Below are 15,922 nucleotides of genomic sequence, written 5' to 3' on the forward strand. Positions count from 1 at the left end.
TGTGGAAGCACATCTCATCGAATGGCTGAACCTGCTGGTGCGCTGGATTCACATGATCGTCGGGATCGCGTGGATCGGCGCGTCGTTCTATTTCGTCTGGCTGGAGAACAACCTCAACCGCAGCAACCCGCGTGAAGGCCTGTCCGGAGACCTCTGGGCAATCCACGGTGGCGGCATCTACCACCTGGAGAAATACAAGCTGGCCCCGCCGAAAATGCCGGAGAACCTGCACTGGTTCAAATGGGAAGCCTATTCCACCTGGATGTCCGGAGTGGTCCTGCTGACCATCGTGTTCTACCTGAACCCGAGCCTCTACCTGATCGCTCCCGGCAGCGACCTGGCGCCGGCGGCGGCGATCGCCATCGGCATCGGCTCGCTGATCTGCGGCTGGTTCGTCTACACCATCCTCTGCGACTCGGCGCTGGGCAAGACTCCCGCCCTGCTCGGCCTGGTCCTGTTCGTCCTGCTGGTCGCCGCCGCCTACGGCCTGACCCAGGTGTTCAGCGGCCGCGGCGCCTACCTGCACGTCGGCGCGATCATCGGCACCATCATGGTCGGCAACGTGTTCAGGGTGATCATGCCGGCCCAGCGCGCGCTGGTGAAAGCCATCGAGGAAAACCGCGAACCCGATCCGGTGCTGCCGGCCAAGGGCCTGCTGCGCTCCCGGCACAACAACTACTTCACCCTGCCGGTGCTGTTCATCATGATCAGCAACCACTTCCCGAGCACCTACGGCAGCCAGTACAACTGGCTGATCCTGGCCGCCATCGCGGTGCTCGCGGTACTGGTGCGCCACTACTTCAACACCCGCCACGAGAGCAACCGCTTCGCCTGGGCCCTGCCCGCCGGCGCACTGGGCATGATCGCCCTGGCCTTCGTCACCACGCCGAACTACCAGCAGGCTTCCGCGCCGCTGGCCAGCGCCCCGGCGGCGGCTCCAGCGCAAGCGGCGGCCGGCGGCGAAGCAGCGCCGGCAGCCAGCCAGGCGTCCAGCGCCGGGGCGGCAGGTAGCCAGGACTTCGACAAGGTCCACCACGTGATCCAGGAGCGCTGCACCGTCTGTCACTCGGCCAAGCCGACCAGCCAGCTGTTCAGCACCGCGCCGGGCGGGATCATGCTCGACACCCCGCAGCAGATCCAGCAACTGGCGCCGAAGATCCAGGCCCAGGCCGTGGCTTCGCAGATCATGCCGCTGGGCAACATCACCCAGATGACCCAGGAAGAGCGCAACCTGATCGGCAACTGGATCGCCAAGGGCGCCCAGATCAACTGAGCCCTGGCCTCGAGGCAAAGGAACCGCACCTCCGGGTGCGGTTTTTTTTCGCCTGAAGCTGGGGCATCCGACCAATGTCGAACACCGTTCGGCGTTCCGCCTGCAAGCTGCGCCATTCCTGTGGATACAGTGGGAGCAGCTCTGGAAAGCCTGTAGTCGACCGATTGGTCAACTACAAAAAATTACTTTGTATACAAAAAATCGATTGAATCGAGCACACAACGGCGATATAAAACACCCCACCGCACCGCCCTGAAGTCTGGGGTGGATGTTCGGCCAGAAATACCCGGCCGCCGGAACCCGCCTTTTCCGGTGTCCGCCTGCGACTGACAACAATAAAAACGCCTGAGGTGTTGCATGTCCGTGGTAACTGATCGCCGCATCCCCGACTCGCCCGTAGACCAGCGCCTGCCGCTGACGCAGCTGCTGCTGGTGGGCTTCCAGCACGTGTTGCTGATGTACGGCGGCGCCGTCGCCGTACCGCTGATCGTCGGCCAGGCGGCCGGCCTCTCCCGCGAGGAAATCGCCTTCCTGATCAACGCCGACCTGCTGGTCGCCGGCATCGCCACCCTGGTCCAGTCGCTGGGCATCGGCCCGATGGGTATCCGCATGCCGGTGATGATGGGCGCCAGCTTCGCCGCTGTCGGCAGCATGGTGGCGATGGCCGGGATGCCCGGCGTGGGCATCACCGGGATCTTCGGCGCGACCATCGCCGCCGGCTTCTTCGGCATGCTCATCGCGCCGTTCATGTCGCGCATCGTGCGCTTCTTCCCGCCCCTGGTCACCGGCACGGTGATCACCTCGATCGGCATGTGCCTGTTTCCGGTGGCGATCAACTGGGCCGGCGGCGGCAAGGGCGCGGAGGACTTCGGCTCGCTGCACTTCCTGTTCCTCTCCAGCCTGGTGCTTTGCACCATCCTGCTGATCAACCGCTTCATGCGCGGTTTCTGGGTCAATATCTCGGTGCTGATGGGCATGGGCCTGGGCTATGCGATCGCCGGCGGCATGGGCATGGTCGACCTCGGCGGGCTGGCCGAGCGGCCCTGGTTCGACATCGTCACCCCGCTGCATTTCGGCGCGCCGACCTTCGACCTGGCGCCGATCCTCTCGATGTGCCTGGTGGTGGTGATCATCTTCGTCGAGTCCACCGGCATGTTCCTCGCCCTGGGCAAGATCACCGGCCGCGAGATCACCTCGACCGAACTGCGCCGCGGGCTGCTCTGCGACGCCGGCGCCTCGTTCTTCGCCGGTTTCCTGAACACCTTCACCCATTCCTCGTTCGCCCAGAACATCGGCCTGGTACAGATGACCGGGGTGCGCAGCCGCTACGTGACGGTCGCCGCCGCCGGCTTCCTGATCCTTCTCAGCATGCTGCCCAAGGCCGCCTTCCTGGTCGCCTCGATCCCGCCCGCGGTGCTCGGCGGCGCCGGCATAGCGATGTTCGGGATGGTCGCCGCCAGCGGCATCCAGATCCTCCACGAGGCCAACATCACCGACCGCCGCAACCAGTTGCTGGTGGCGGTGAGCATCGGCATGGGCATGGTCCCGGTGGTACGTCCGGACTTCTTCGCCCGCCTGCCGGTGTGGATGGAGCCGATCACCCATAGCGGCATCGCCATGACCGCGATCTGGGCAGTGGTGCTGAACCTGCTGTTCAACATCCTCAGCCGCAACGATCGCAGCCACCTGTGCGGCAGCCACGCGCCGGCGCCCAAGCATTCCTGACTCCCTGGCGGGCCGACGACACTCACGGCCCGCCCTTCCCTCGGGCCGGACCTCGTCCGGCTTCTTTTTTCCTGCGCGTTGTCCGCGCCGCTCAGTCCCGCCGAAGGAAAGGCCCTGCCTTGCGTTCCAGCAGCTGCAGCAATTCCGCCTGCATGTAGGCGTAGTCGTCCGGAATATCCAGGCAGACCAGGCGCTTGCCTCTCATCGCCACGGCGTGCCGACGCAGCAGAGCCTGCCGGTGACGGCGTTCCATGACGACGACCAGCGTCGCCCATTCCAGTTGCTCCCGCTCCAGGGGCGTCTCGGCGTCCACCGCCAGCCCGGCGGAATCGGTCTCGACGCCCGGCCAGTCGGCGAACAGCCGCTCGGCGCTGGGACTGCGCAGGCGGTTGCGACTGCAGATGAACAGGACCCGGTGCATGGAAGTCTTCCTTTGCTGGCATGGCAGACAGCATGACCTCTTCGCTGCGCTTCGGCGCTGCGCTGCATCGCGCTTTCCGAGACCGGCCAGCCGCCGGAAGACGGCCGCCTGGACGGCATGCGGAAGAGGCGGCGAATCGCGCCATTGGCGTGATCGCCCTACGAGGTGTCGTCAGCCGCCGGTCATGCTCATGAAACGCAGCACCTGGACCTGCTCCTGGGCGTCGAAGTGATGCCGCTCCGGCTTCAGGTTCAGCGCCGCCACCAGCGCCGCGCTCAGGCGCTCGCGGTCGCCGGGATGGCTGCGCAGCAGTTGGCGCAGGTCGAGCGCGCCTTCGTGGCCGAGGCACAGCACCAGCTTGCCCTCGGCGGTGACCCGCACGCGGTTGCAGTCGCCGCAGAAATTGTTGCTGTGGGGAGAGATGAAGCCGATACGGCTGGGTTCGTCACCGATCTGATAGTAGCGCGACGGTCCGCCACTGCGCGCCAGGCTCGGCGTCAGCGGCCAGCGCTGCTCGATGATCGCGCGGACTTCGTCGCTGGTGCAGAGGGTCAGCTCGCGACGGTGGCTGGTGATGCTGCCCAGCGGCATTTCCTCGATGAAGCTGATGTCCAGTTGGTTGGCCAGGGCGTACTCGACCAGGTCGAGGATCTCGTCGTCGTTGCGGCCCTTCTGTACCACGCAGTTCAGCTTGATCCGCTCGAAACCGGCTTCGCGCGCGGCCTGGATGCCATCCAGCACCTGCTCCAGGCGATCGCTGCGGGTGAAGGCGGCGAAGCGCTCGCGGCGCAACGAGTCGAGGCTGACGTTCAGGCGGCGCACGCCGGCAGCCTTCAGCTCCCCGGCACGCTCGCGCAGTTGCGAACCGTTGGTGGTGATCGCCAGGTCTTCCAGTTCGGGGCGCTGGCCGAGGCGCGCCAGCAGCCCGGCGATGCCCTTGCGCACCAGCGGCTCGCCGCCGGTGATGCGGATGCGCCGCACGCCGAGGCCGATGAAAGCGTCGGCCACCGCGTACAGCTCTTCCAGGCTGAGGACCTGGTCGCGCGGCAGGAACTGCATGTCTTCGCTCATGCAGTAGGTGCAGCGGAAATCGCAGCGATCCGTCACCGACAGGCGCAGGTAGGTGATGCGGCGGCCGAAGGGATCGACCAGGCGGGAATCGGACATGGTGACTCGTTCTGTTCCGGGGGCTCGCCCGGCGCTCGGTGGGTGAGTGCGAGCGGGCGACTCGATACCCTCAACGAATACTCCAAATAGCGGAAAATGTATAGCGCAAATGAACCAGCGGGTCAGGATTTTCCAGGGCTCCGTCTCGTTCGCACCTTGCTTGAGGGGCGCTCCGGGCGGGTGCTACCATCTTCGGCTTCCTGCCGCCGTTGCAGCAATGAAGAACAAGGACTGATGACCAGCATCCGCGAGCGCAACAAGCGCCTGATCCTCCGCGCCGCCAGCGAGGAGTTCGCCGACAAGGGCTTCGCGGCGACCAAGACCAGCGACATCGCCGCCCGCGCCGGCCTGCCCAAGCCCAACGTCTACTACTACTTCCAGTCCAAGGAAAACCTCTACCGCTGCGTGCTGGAGAGCATCGTCGAGCCGTTGCTGCAGGCATCGGCGCCGTTCCGCGTGGAAGACGACCCGCTGCTCGCCCTGCCCGCCTACATCCGCTCGAAGATCCGCATCTCCCGCGAGCTGCCGCATGCCTCCAAGGTCTTCGCCAGCGAAATCATGCACGGCGCGCCGCACCTGCCGAAGGAATACCTCGACGAACTGAACGCCCAGGCCCAGCGCAACGTCACCTGCCTGCAGACCTGGATCGACCGTGGTCAGCTCGCCCCGGTGGACCCGCATCACCTGCTGTTCGCCATCTGGGCGGCGACCCAGACCTATGCCGATTTCGACTGGCAGATCTCCATCGTCACCGGCAAGGAACAGCTCAGCGACGCCGATTACGACGCGGCGGTGGAAACCATCACCCGCCTGGTCCTGAAAGGCTGTACGCCCGACGGCCAATCCGGCAAGAGCGCCGGCCGGTTGCGGCCGCTGCCGCTCTGACCCGCTCAGGGCGCGCAGCCAGGGCGCGCCTGTCGAGCCCTGGCAACAGCCGGGATCAGGCTGGCCCCGTACCGCTGGTACGCCGGTGGCGGCCGAGCCGCCGGGATGCCTGCTGGGAACCGTTGCCAAGCATCGCTGCCACGCCGAGGAATCCTGCTTCCGGCACGGCACCCAGCCCCTGGCGGACGGCGGCACACGCCAGCTGAAGAAGCGAGGAAAGGCCCGGCCGCCATGGCCGGGCCTGGCGATCAGCCGGCGTCGGGCACCAGCCCGACCGCCAGCACGCCCTGGATCGCACACTGCTCGTCGATGTCCGAGGTGTCGCCGCTGATGCCCACCGCGCCGACCACCTCGGCCTTATCGTTGCGAATCAGCACTCCACCCGGGGCCGGTACCAGGTTGCCATGGGCCAGGGTATTCACCGCCGAAATAAAGGAGGGTCGCTGCTGCGCGTCCGCCGCCAGCACTCGCGACGACTTGCCCAGGGCCACCGCGCCCCACGCCTTGCCGATGGCGATCTGCGGTCGCAGCATGCTCGCCCCGTCCTCACGCTGCAGCGCCACCAGGTGGCCGCCGGCGTCCAGCACCGCGATGGTCAGGGGCGCGGTGGACAGTTCGCGCCCCAGCGCCAGCGCCTGGCGGGTGATGCCCAGCGCGGTTTCCAGACTGATGGTGGTCATGGTCGTTCCTCTCGAGTTGATAAGGGTAGAAATCGGGAAGCCACCCGCAAGGCGGGTGCGTTCGAAAATTTGTACCCAATCTAGTAGCCGACCGGCTTTCCGAAAGCAACACATCAGAACAATCTGAACATATTTTTGTATACATTTTTTCAAACGATGGTTTTATAAGCCTGCTAACGTAGAGACTAAGTTATTGTTTTAATTAGATAAAAATGAATTTCAGCGGCTTTTCCCAGCGTATACAACCCATCTTGACCTTGCGCTCACCCTCTGCCTAGAATCGCTCCAACTTTTGTACACAATTAGTATAAGAACGAGGAACAAAACGATGGCCAGAATGAGAGCAATCGAAGCCGCCGTCCTGGTGATGCGCCGCGAAGGCGTGGATACCGCGTTCGGCGTCCCCGGTGCCGCGATCAACCCCATGTACGCCGCGCTGAAGAAGATCGGCGGCATCGACCATGTCCTGGCCCGTCACGTCGAAGGCGCCTCGCACATGGCCGAGGGCTATACCCGCACCAAGGCCGGCAACATCGGCGTCTGCATCGGCACCTCCGGCCCGGCCGGCACCGACATGATCACCGGCCTCTACTCCGCCTCCGCCGACTCCATCCCGATTCTCTGCATCACCGGCCAGGCACCGCGCGCCCGCCTGCACAAGGAAGACTTCCAGGCGGTCGACATCTCCAGCATCGCCGCGCCGGTGGCCAAGTGGGCGACCACCGTGCTGGAACCGGCCCAGGTCCCCTACGTGTTCCAGAAGGCCTTCCAGCTGATGCGCAGCGACCGGCCCGGCCCGGTGCTGATCGACCTGCCGTTCGACGTACAGATGGCCGAGATCGAGTTCGACATCGACGCCTACGAACCGCTCCCGGTGAGCAAGCCGAAGGCCACCCGGGTCCAGGCCGAGAAGGTCCTGGCCATGCTCGACGAAGCCGAGCGCCCGCTGCTGGTGGCCGGTGGCGGCATCTTCAACGCCGACGCCGCCGAGCGCTTCCGCGAGTTCGCCGAACTGACCGGCATCCCGGTAATCCCGACCCTGATGGGCTGGGGCGTGATCCCCGACGACCACCCGCAGATGGCCGGCATGGTCGGCCTGCAGACTTCGCACCGCTACGGCAACGCCACTCTGCTGGAATCCGACCTGGTGCTCGGCATCGGCAACCGCTGGGCCAACCGCCACACCGGTAGCGTCGAGGTCTACACCGAGGGCCGTCGCTTCATCCACGTGGACATCGAGCCGACCCAGATCGGCCGGGTGTTCATGCCCGACCTGGGTATCGTCTCCGACGCCGGCGCCGCCCTCGACGCGTTCCTCGAAGTGGCCCGCGAGTGGAAGGCGGCCGGCAAGCTGAAGTCGCGCGCCGCCTGGCTGGAAAGCTGCCAGCAGCGCAAGCGCACGCTGCAACGCAAGACCCACTTCGACAACGTGCCGGTGAAACCGCAGCGCGTCTACGAAGAGATGAACGAGTTCTTCGGCAAGGATGCCTGCTACGTCAGCACCATCGGCCTGTCGCAGATCGCCGGCGCGCAGTTCCTCCACGTCTACCAGCCGCGCCACTGGATCAACTGCGGCCAGGCCGGCCCGCTGGGCTGGACCATTCCCGCCGCGCTGGGGGTGGTCAAGGCCGACCCGAGCCGCCAGGTGGTGGCGCTCTCCGGCGACTACGACTTCCAGTTCATGATCGAGGAACTGGCGGTCGGCGCGCAGTTCAAGCTGCCCTATATCCACGTACTGGTGAACAACTCCTACCTGGGCCTGATTCGCCAGGCGCAGCGCGGCTTCGACATGGATTATTGCGTGCAGTTGGCCTTCGACAACATCAACGCCCCCGAGCTGGAAGGCTACGGCGTCGACCACGTGGCGGTGGTCGAGGGCCTGGGCTGCAAGGCGATCCGGGTGTTCGACCCGAACGAGATCGGCGCCGCCCTGGCCAAGGCCCGCGAACTGATGCAGCAACACCAGGTGCCGGTGGTGGTCGAGGTGATCCTGGAGCGCGTCACCAACATCTCCATGGGCACCGAGATCAACGCCATCAACGAGTTCGAGGAACTGGCCGAGAAAGGCGCCGACGCGCCGACCGCCATCTCCCTGCTCGATTGATCGTCGGCCTTTCCCGGGGGCGCGGACGGTGCGTGCGGCACCCCACCCCTGGCGAAAGGCCTCCCGAACGTTTGACCGAACGATAGGAGCAAGACATGCCCCGTTTCTGCGCCAACCTGTCCATGCTGTTCACCGAGGTGGACTTCCTCGACCGCTTCGACGCCGCCGCCAAGGCCGGCTTCGCCGGCGTGGAATACCTCTTCCCCTATGACGTCGAGGCCGAGGCGATCAAGGCCCGCCTGGAAGCCAACGGCCTGGAGCAGGTGCTGTTCAACCTGCCGGCCGGCGACTGGGCCAAGGGCGAGCGCGGCATCGCCTGCCACCCGGACCGGGTTCAGGAGTTCCGCGAGGGGGTCGACAAGGCCATCGCCTATGCCAAGGTGCTGGGCAACCGCCAGGTGAACTGCCTCGCCGGGATCCGGCCGCAGGGGCACGACTGCGCCAGTGTCGAGCAGACCTTCGTCGACAACCTGCGCTACGCCGCCGACAAGCTGGAAGCCGCTGGCATCCGCCTGGTCATGGAGATGATCAACACCCTCGACATCCCCGGCTTCTACCTGCAGAACACCCGCCAGGCCCTGGAGATCCGCGACAAGGTCGGCAGCGCCAACCTGTTCCTGCAATACGACATCTATCACATGCAGATCATGGAAGGCGATCTGGCGCGCACCCTGGAAAACCAGCTGGCGGCGATCAACCACGTGCAGCTGGCCGACAACCCAGGCCGCCACGAACCGGGCACCGGCGAGATCAACTACCGCTTCCTCTTCGAGCATCTGGACCGCATCGGCTACCAGGGCTGGATCGGCTGCGAGTACAAGCCGGCCACCACCACCGAAGCAGGTCTCGGCTGGATGAAGACGCACAACGTCGTCTGACCCGCCCCCACGAACAAGACGCTCCCGCCTCTCTGCGCGGAGCCACTCGACAGACAGAACCAGGAGACACCCGCATGGCCAAGATCGGATTCATCGGCACCGGAATCATGGGCAAGCCCATGGCGCAGAACCTGCAGAAGGCCGGCCACAGCCTGTTCCTTTCCACCCACCACGACGCCGCTCCGGCCGACCTGCTGGAGGCCGGCGCCATTGCCCTGGCCAACCCGAAGGAAGTGGCCCAGGAAGCCGAGTTCATCATCGTCATGGTGCCGGACACCCCGCAGGTCGAGGACGTGCTGTTCCGCAAGGACGGCATCGCCGAAGGCGTCGGCCCGAACAAGGTGGTGATCGACATGAGTTCGATCTCCCCCACCGCCACCAAGGGCTTCGCCGAGAAGATCAAGGCCACCGGCGCGCAGTACCTGGACGCCCCGGTCTCCGGCGGCGAGGTCGGCGCCAAGGCGGCGACCCTGAGCATCATGGTCGGCGGCTGCCCGAACACCTTCGAACGCGCCCTGCCGCTGTTCCAGGCGATGGGCAAGAACATCACCCGCGTCGGCGGCAACGGCGACGGCCAGACCGCCAAGGTGGCCAACCAGATCATCGTCGCGCTGAACATCCAGGCGGTCGCCGAGGCCCTGCTGTTCGCCGCCCGCAACGGCGCCGACCCGGCCAAGGTGCGCGAGGCGCTGATGGGTGGCTTCGCCTCCTCGCGGATCCTCGAGGTGCACGGCGAGCGCATGGTCAAGGGCACCTTCGACCCGGGCTTCCGCATCAGCCTGCACCAGAAGGACCTCAACCTGGCCCTGGCCGGCGCCCGCGAGCTGAACCTGAACCTGCCCAACACCGCCAACGCCCAGCAGGTGTTCAGCACCTGCGCGGCCATCGGCGGCAGCAACTGGGACCACTCGGCGCTGATCAAGGGCCTGGAACACATGGCCAACTTCTCGATCCGCGACGAGTGATCCGCAGTCCGCGCGGGCCCGTCACCCCGCGCGGAGCGACGAAACCCTTCTCGAAGGGATCGGGGAGAGGAACGGTCGACGAACTCCGGTGTTCGCCGCCGCCCTCTTCCTTCCCCGCCCACAAGGCGGGGTAAAGGAAGCGAACGCCCGGCCGGGAGATTCACGGCCTCTGCGTCCGGGCGCCTCGCTTCCATTGCACAGTTCCCGCCGGTGCGGGTGCTGCGCAATGGAAGCGTCGACCACGCTGCGACCGCCGGCCCGACCGGCGGCACGACAACAAGAAATTCGGAGCCTGTCATGAGTACCGACCCACGCGCCTTTCTCACCGAGCTGTTCAATACCGCGGTGGCGGCCGGCCACCCCTACCAGGTGCTGGCCGACCACCTGCCGGAAGATCGCAGCGGGCGCGCCATCGTCATCGGTGCCGGCAAGGCCGCCGGGGCCATGGCCGAAGTGGTGGAGAAGTACTGGCAGGGCGAGATCCGGGGCCTGGTAGTGGCGCCTTACCGCTACGGCGCGCAATGCCGTCGCATCGAAGTGGTGGAAGCCTCCCATCCGGTGCCCGACGACGCCGGCGAGCGCGTCGCCCGTCGCGTGCTGGAACTGATCAGCGACCTGAACGAGAACGACCGGGTGATCTTCCTTCTCTCCGGCGGCGGCTCCGCGCTGCTTTCGCTGCCGGCCGAAGGCATCGCCCTGGCGGACAAGCAGGCGGTGAACAAGGCGCTGCTCAAGTCCGGCGCCGCCATCGGCGAGATGAACTGCGTGCGCAAGCACCTCTCGGCGATCAAGGGCGGCCGCCTGGCCAAGGCCTGCTGGCCGGCCAGCGTCCATACCTACGCGATTTCCGACGTTCCCGGCGACGAGGCCACGGTGATCGCCTCCGGTCCCAGCGTCGGCGATCCGACCACCTCCGCCGATGCCCTGGCGATCCTCAAGCGCTACGCCATCGACGTGCCGCAGAACGTCCTCGACTGGCTCGCCGACCCGCGCTCGGAAACCGTCAAGCCCGACGACCCGTGCCTGGCGCGCAGCCACTTCCAGTTGATCGCCACGCCACAGAACGCCCTCGACGCAGCAGCGGTGAAGTGCCGCGCGGCCGGCTTCTCGACGCTGATCCTCGGCGACCTCGAGGGCGAAGCGCGGGAAGTCGCCAAGGTCCACGCCGGCATCGCCCGGCAGATCCGCAAGCACGGCCAGCCGCTGGCGGCGCCCTGCGTGATCCTCTCCGGCGGCGAGACCACCGTCACCGTGCGCGGCAACGGCCGCGGCGGACGCAACGCCGAGTTCCTCCTCAGCCTCACCGCCGAGCTCAAGGGCGAACCGAACATCTGGGCCCTGGCCGGCGACACCGACGGCATCGACGGCTCGGAAGACAACGCCGGCGCGCTGATGACGCCCTGCTCCCATGCCCGCGGCGAGAAGGCCGGGCTGAAGATCCGCGACGAGCTCGATGACAACAACGGCTACGGCTATTTCCAGGCCCTCGGCGACCTGCTGGTGACCGGACCGACCCGGACCAACGTGAACGACTTCCGCGCCATTCTCATCCTCGAGTCCTGACATGACAGCCGACAAGAAAGCCAAGATCCTCGCCACCCTCGGCCCGGCCACCCGCAGCCGCGACGATATCCGCGCCCTGGTGGAGGCCGGCGCCAACCTGTTCCGCCTGAACTTCAGCCACGGCGACTATGCCGATCACGCGCAGCGCTTCGCCTGGGTGCGCGAGGTGGAAGCGGAGCTGAACTACCCGATCGGCGTGCTCATGGACCTGCAGGGTCCGAAGCTGCGGGTCGGCCGCTTCGCCGCCGGCGCCGTGCACTTGCAGCGCGGGCAGACCTTCACCCTCGACCTCAGCGACGCCCCCGGTGACGAGCGGCGGGTCAACCTGCCGCACCCGGAGATCATCCATGCCCTGGAGCCGGGCATGAGCCTGCTGCTGGACGACGGCAAGATCCGCCTGGAAGTGGTCAACTGCCACAGCGACGCCATCGAGACCCGCGTCGCGGTGGGCGGCGAGCTGTCCGATCGCAAGGGCGTCAACGTGCCGGAAGCGGTGCTGCAGCTCAGCCCGCTGACCGACAAGGACCGCCGCGACCTGGCCTTCGGCCTGGAACTGGGGGTCGACTGGGTGGCGTTGTCCTTCGTGCAGCGCCCGGAGGACATCGACGAGGCTCGTGGACTGATCGGCGACAAGGCGTTCCTCATGGCCAAGATCGAGAAGCCCAGCGCGGTGAGCGCCATCGAGGCGATCGCCGAGCGCGCCGATGCGATCATGGTGGCGCGCGGCGACCTCGGCGTCGAAGTGCCGGCGGAGAGCGTGCCGGGCATCCAGAAGCGCATCGTCCAGGTCTGCCGCCAGCTCGGCAAGCCGGTGGTGGTGGCCACCCAGATGCTCGAGTCGATGCGTTTCTCCCCCGCCCCGACCCGCGCCGAGGTGACCGACGTGGCCACCGCGGTGGGCGCCGGCGCCGACGCGGTGATGCTCTCGGCGGAAACCGCCTCCGGGCAATACCCGCGCGAGGCGGTGGAGATGATGGCGAAGATCGTCCGCCAGGTGGAGGCCGAGCCGGACTACCACGTCCAGCTCGAAGTCAACCGCCCGCAGCCCGACGCCACCGTCTCCGATGCGATCAGCTGCGCGATCCGCCGGGTCAGCCGGATCCTCCCGGTGGCGGTGCTGGTGAACTACACCGAATCGGGCAACTCGACCCTGCGCGCCGCCCGCGAGCGGCCCAAGGCGCCGATCCTCAGCCTGACCCCGAACCTGCGCACGGCGCGGCGCCTGACCGTGGCCTGGGGCGTGTATTCGGTGGTCAACGAGCAACTGGCGCACGTCGACGAGATCTGCTCCACCGCCCTCGACATCGCCCTGGCCCAGCGCATGGCGCGCCGCGGCGACACCGTGGTGGTCACCGCCGGCGTGCCGTTCGGTCGCCCCGGATCGACCAACATGCTGCGCATCGAGACCGTGGCGCCGCCGCTGGGAGGTCTCTGAAGCAAACGAGTTCGGTCCGGCCCGCGCCGTCCCCCCGGGCATGCGGGTCGGGCCACCCTTGTCTCTCTCGGATGGATGGGGCCGGAAATACGGGGCCGCGTCTCCATCCATCCGGGAAAGACCTTCTTGTCGGACCATGGCCTCCCTCGCGCACTCCCATGCAGGCCATGGACATTCAAGACCTCCGGTTCAACTCCTGCCGGAGGTCTTTTTTTCTCCCGGGACGCCCTGCTTGCATGCTCCTCGCCCGGCAACGTCGCGCGGGATGCGTCGACTCCGCTCCCGGCCGTACAATGATCAACCCCGCCTCTCGCGCAGGCCCGGCATCTCCGTGCCTGCCGAGCGGCCCTTGCCGCGCTGACCGCCATGCACCTGCAACCTGTCCTCAATGCATCCCGAATCCTCCTGCGCGGCATCAGCCAGGTGTTCCTCCAGGGCGACCCACGCCTGGGCCTGGCCTGCCTGCTGGCGATCGCCGTCGGCGCGCCGCCGCTGCTCGCCGGCGCCCTCCTTGGCGGCGCCCTCGGCCCGCTCCTGGCGCGCCTGTTGCGCTGCCCCGACAGCGACATCGCGGCCGGGCTGTACGGCTACAACGCGGTGCTGATCGGCATGCTGCTGGCATTCCGCTTCGCCTGGTCGCCGGGCCTGCTGGCGCTGGTGGCGCTCGGCTGCCTGGCCAGCGTGGCGCTGCAACGGCTGTTCCTGCATGGGCTGCGCCAACGCCGCTGGCTACCGCCCTATACCCTGGGCTTCGTCCTCAACGGCTGGTGGCTGGTGCCCCTCGGCACCTGGCTCGGCCTGGCCCCGGCGGTTCCTGGCGGCTGCTTCAACTGCGCCTGGAGCGGCACGGCGGAGCTTGCGGCGCTGCCGCTGGGGATCGGCGAGATCATCTTCCTCGGCGAACCACTCGCCGGCCTGCTCGTCTGGCTCGGCCTGCTGCTGGTCTCGCGACCCTCCGCCGCCTGGGCGCTGGCCGGCGCCGCGGCCAGCCTGCCGCTGGCCTGGCTGCTCGGCTACGACTGGCCGAGCGCCCTGGCCGGGCTCTACGGCCTGAACGCCGCCCTCGCCGGACTGGCCCTGGCGCTGCGCTACCGCACGCCATGGCCAGCGCTGCTCGGCATCGGCCTGGCGGTGGCGCTGCAGCCGCTGTTCGGGCTCCTCGGCCTGCCGGCGCTGACCGCGCCGTTCATCCTCGCCTGCCTGCTCTGCATCGGCGGCGAGCGCCTGTACCTGCGCCTGGCCGGCGGCCTCGGCGCGCGCCTCGGCCGTCGGCGTTCCTGAGGCGGGGAACGCTGGCGCCGGCCAGCTAGTCTGGTAAGGTGCCGCATCCATCATCAGGAGCCACGATGAGCGCACCCGACAGCTGGCGCGAACGCCTCTACGTCATCATCTTCCAGACCGATACCCGCGACGGCCGGCGCTTCGACAGCGCGCTGCTGCTGGTGATCCTGGCCAGCCTGCTGGTGGTGATGATCGACAGCATCGACGAGATCCACCAGGACTACGGCGACCTGCTGGCCTATATCGAATGGGGCTTCACCGGTATCTTCCTGGTGGAATACCTGCTGCGCCTGTACTGCTCGCCCAAGCCGCTGCGCTATGCCTTCAGCTTCTACGGGCTGGTCGACCTGCTGGCGATACTCCCCGGCTTCCTCGCCCTGCTCTATCCCGACGCCCAGTACCTGCTGATCGTCCGGGTCATACGCATGCTGCGGATCTTCCGCGTGCTCAAGCTGCGCCAGTACCTGAGCCAGGCCAACTTCCTGCTCACCGCCCTGCGCGGCAGCAAGCAGAAGATCATCGTGTTCTTCCTCACCGTGATGACCCTGGTCACCGTGTTCGGCGCGCTGATGTACGTGGTCGAAGGCCCGGAACACGGCTTCACCAGCATCCCCCGCGGCATCTACTGGGCGATCGTCACCCTGACCACGGTCGGCTTCGGCGACATCACACCGAAGACCCCGCTCGGCCAGGCCATCGCCAGCCTGGTGATGATCACCGGCTACTCGATCATCGCCGTGCCCACCGGGATCTTCACCGCCGAACTCGCCACCGCCATGCGCCAGGACCCGGCCAGCCTGCTGCACCGGGACTGCCCGGTATGCGGCAAGGCGACCCACGAGACGCAGGCGGCGTTCTGCTGCCGCTGCGGCAACCCTTTGTTCCCCCGCGAGGAAAGCGCCCATGCGGACACTTGATAGACAGCGCTGGGACGCCCTCTGGCAACGCTTCGGCGGCAGCCCGCCGGCGGACGCCTTCGACGCCCTGCTGGCGGCCTATACCGGCGCCGACCGGCACTACCACAGCGATCGCCACATCCTAGCCTGCCTGGAGCACTTCGACCGCTGGCGACACCTGGCGCGCCGGCCGGACCTGGTGGAACTGGCCTTGTGGACCCACGACCTGGTCTATGACACCCATCGTCAGGACAACGAGGCCGCCAGCGCCACCCGCACCGAGCGCTGGCTCGACCAGGCCGGGCTGGCGGCGCTGGGGCCGGCCCTGCGCGAACTGATCATGGCCACCTGTCACCAGGCGCCGCCGGGAGACGCCGACGCGGCCCTGCTGGTGGACCTCGACCTCGCCATCCTCGCCGCGCCGGCGCCGGTCTACGCGCGCTACGAGGCGGACATCCGCGCCGAATACGCCTGGGTGCCTGAGCCGCTGTTCCGCGCCGGGCGCGGCAAGCTGCTGCGCCAGTTGCTGGAGCAACCGGCGCTGTACCACTGCGAGCCGCTGCGGCAACGCTGGGAAGCCACTGCCCGCGCCAACCTGCGCAGCGCCCTGGAGCGCCTGGAACGCCCGGCCTGACGGCCACGGGGAAAA

Annotated in this window: 14 protein-coding genes; 11 read left to right on the forward strand and 3 right to left on the reverse strand. The window is 67.3% G+C overall.

What is annotated here, in order from left to right:
• Position 1 precedes the first annotated feature (1 nt).
• Both PSPA7_RS18170 and PSPA7_RS18175 read left to right on the forward strand, forming a co-directional pair.
• A complete protein-coding gene (locus PSPA7_RS18170) occupies positions 2 to 1,273 on the forward strand; it encodes a urate hydroxylase PuuD (protein ID WP_012076373.1) in 1,272 nt (423 codons plus the stop codon).
• Between the two features lie 357 nt (positions 1,274 to 1,630).
• On the forward strand, positions 1,631 to 2,998 hold the full coding sequence (locus PSPA7_RS18175; RefSeq protein ID WP_012076375.1) for a nucleobase:cation symporter-2 family protein: 1,368 nt from the start codon (positions 1,631 to 1,633) through the stop codon (positions 2,996 to 2,998).
• Positions 2,999 to 3,089: 91 nt separating this feature from the next.
• Here PSPA7_RS18175 and PSPA7_RS18180 read toward each other — a convergent pair whose 3' ends face one another.
• Positions 3,090 to 3,419, reverse strand: a complete 330-nt coding sequence (locus tag PSPA7_RS18180) for a low molecular weight protein tyrosine phosphatase family protein (protein WP_003153128.1) — start codon at positions 3,417 to 3,419, stop codon at positions 3,090 to 3,092.
• Positions 3,420 to 3,590: 171 nt separating this feature from the next.
• Positions 3,591 to 4,586, reverse strand: a complete 996-nt coding sequence (gene moaA / locus PSPA7_RS18185) for a GTP 3',8-cyclase MoaA (protein ID WP_012076376.1) — start codon at positions 4,584 to 4,586, stop codon at positions 3,591 to 3,593.
• Positions 4,587 to 4,820: 234 nt separating this feature from the next.
• Here moaA and PSPA7_RS18190 point away from each other — a divergent pair, with 234 nt between their 5' ends.
• Complete coding sequence (locus PSPA7_RS18190; RefSeq protein ID WP_003087183.1) at positions 4,821 to 5,471, forward strand: TetR/AcrR family transcriptional regulator; 651 nt, start codon at positions 4,821 to 4,823, stop codon at positions 5,469 to 5,471.
• A gap of 248 nt (positions 5,472 to 5,719) precedes the next feature.
• Here PSPA7_RS18190 and PSPA7_RS18195 read toward each other — a convergent pair whose 3' ends face one another.
• Positions 5,720 to 6,151: a GlcG/HbpS family heme-binding protein gene (locus tag PSPA7_RS18195; RefSeq protein ID WP_012076377.1), complete on the reverse strand. Its 432-nt coding sequence runs from the start codon at positions 6,149 to 6,151 to the stop codon at positions 5,720 to 5,722.
• Between the two features lie 328 nt (positions 6,152 to 6,479).
• Between PSPA7_RS18195 and gcl the strand changes: the two genes are divergently transcribed.
• The 8 genes from gcl (at position 6,480) to PSPA7_RS18235 (ending at position 15,907) form a co-directional block, all read left to right on the forward strand.
• Positions 6,480 to 8,255 (forward strand): glyoxylate carboligase, encoded by a 1,776-nt coding sequence (gene gcl / locus PSPA7_RS18200; RefSeq protein WP_003087182.1) that lies wholly within the window; start codon positions 6,480 to 6,482, stop codon positions 8,253 to 8,255.
• Between the two features lie 95 nt (positions 8,256 to 8,350).
• Entirely contained in the window at positions 8,351 to 9,133 is a 783-nt protein-coding gene (gene hyi, locus PSPA7_RS18205; RefSeq protein ID WP_012076378.1) for a hydroxypyruvate isomerase, read from the forward strand.
• 74 nt (positions 9,134 to 9,207) lie between these two features.
• On the forward strand, positions 9,208 to 10,098 hold the full coding sequence (locus tag PSPA7_RS18210; protein ID WP_003087180.1) for a 2-hydroxy-3-oxopropionate reductase: 891 nt from the start codon (positions 9,208 to 9,210) through the stop codon (positions 10,096 to 10,098).
• 297 nt (positions 10,099 to 10,395) lie between these two features.
• Positions 10,396 to 11,661 (forward strand): glycerate kinase type-2 family protein, encoded by a 1,266-nt coding sequence (locus tag PSPA7_RS18215; RefSeq protein WP_012076380.1) that lies wholly within the window; start codon positions 10,396 to 10,398, stop codon positions 11,659 to 11,661.
• 1 nt (position 11,662) lies between these two features.
• Positions 11,663 to 13,096, forward strand: a complete 1,434-nt coding sequence (pyk, locus tag PSPA7_RS18220) for a pyruvate kinase (protein WP_012076381.1) — start codon at positions 11,663 to 11,665, stop codon at positions 13,094 to 13,096.
• Between the two features lie 366 nt (positions 13,097 to 13,462).
• A complete protein-coding gene (locus tag PSPA7_RS18225) occupies positions 13,463 to 14,377 on the forward strand; it encodes an urea transporter (RefSeq protein ID WP_012076382.1) in 915 nt (304 codons plus the stop codon).
• A 65-nt stretch (positions 14,378 to 14,442) separates the two neighbouring features.
• Positions 14,443 to 15,294 (forward strand): ion transporter, encoded by an 852-nt coding sequence (locus PSPA7_RS18230; RefSeq protein WP_003157995.1) that lies wholly within the window; start codon positions 14,443 to 14,445, stop codon positions 15,292 to 15,294.
• A complete protein-coding gene (locus PSPA7_RS18235; RefSeq protein WP_012076383.1) occupies positions 15,281 to 15,907 on the forward strand; it encodes an HD domain-containing protein in 627 nt (208 codons plus the stop codon). Before PSPA7_RS18230 ends, PSPA7_RS18235 begins: the two co-directional genes overlap by 14 nt.
• Positions 15,908 to 15,922 lie beyond the last annotated feature (15 nt).

The sequence above is a fragment of the Pseudomonas paraeruginosa PA7 genome, from assembly GCF_000017205.1.
In the GTDB taxonomy this organism is placed as follows: Bacteria; Pseudomonadota; Gammaproteobacteria; order Pseudomonadales; family Pseudomonadaceae; genus Pseudomonas; species Pseudomonas paraeruginosa.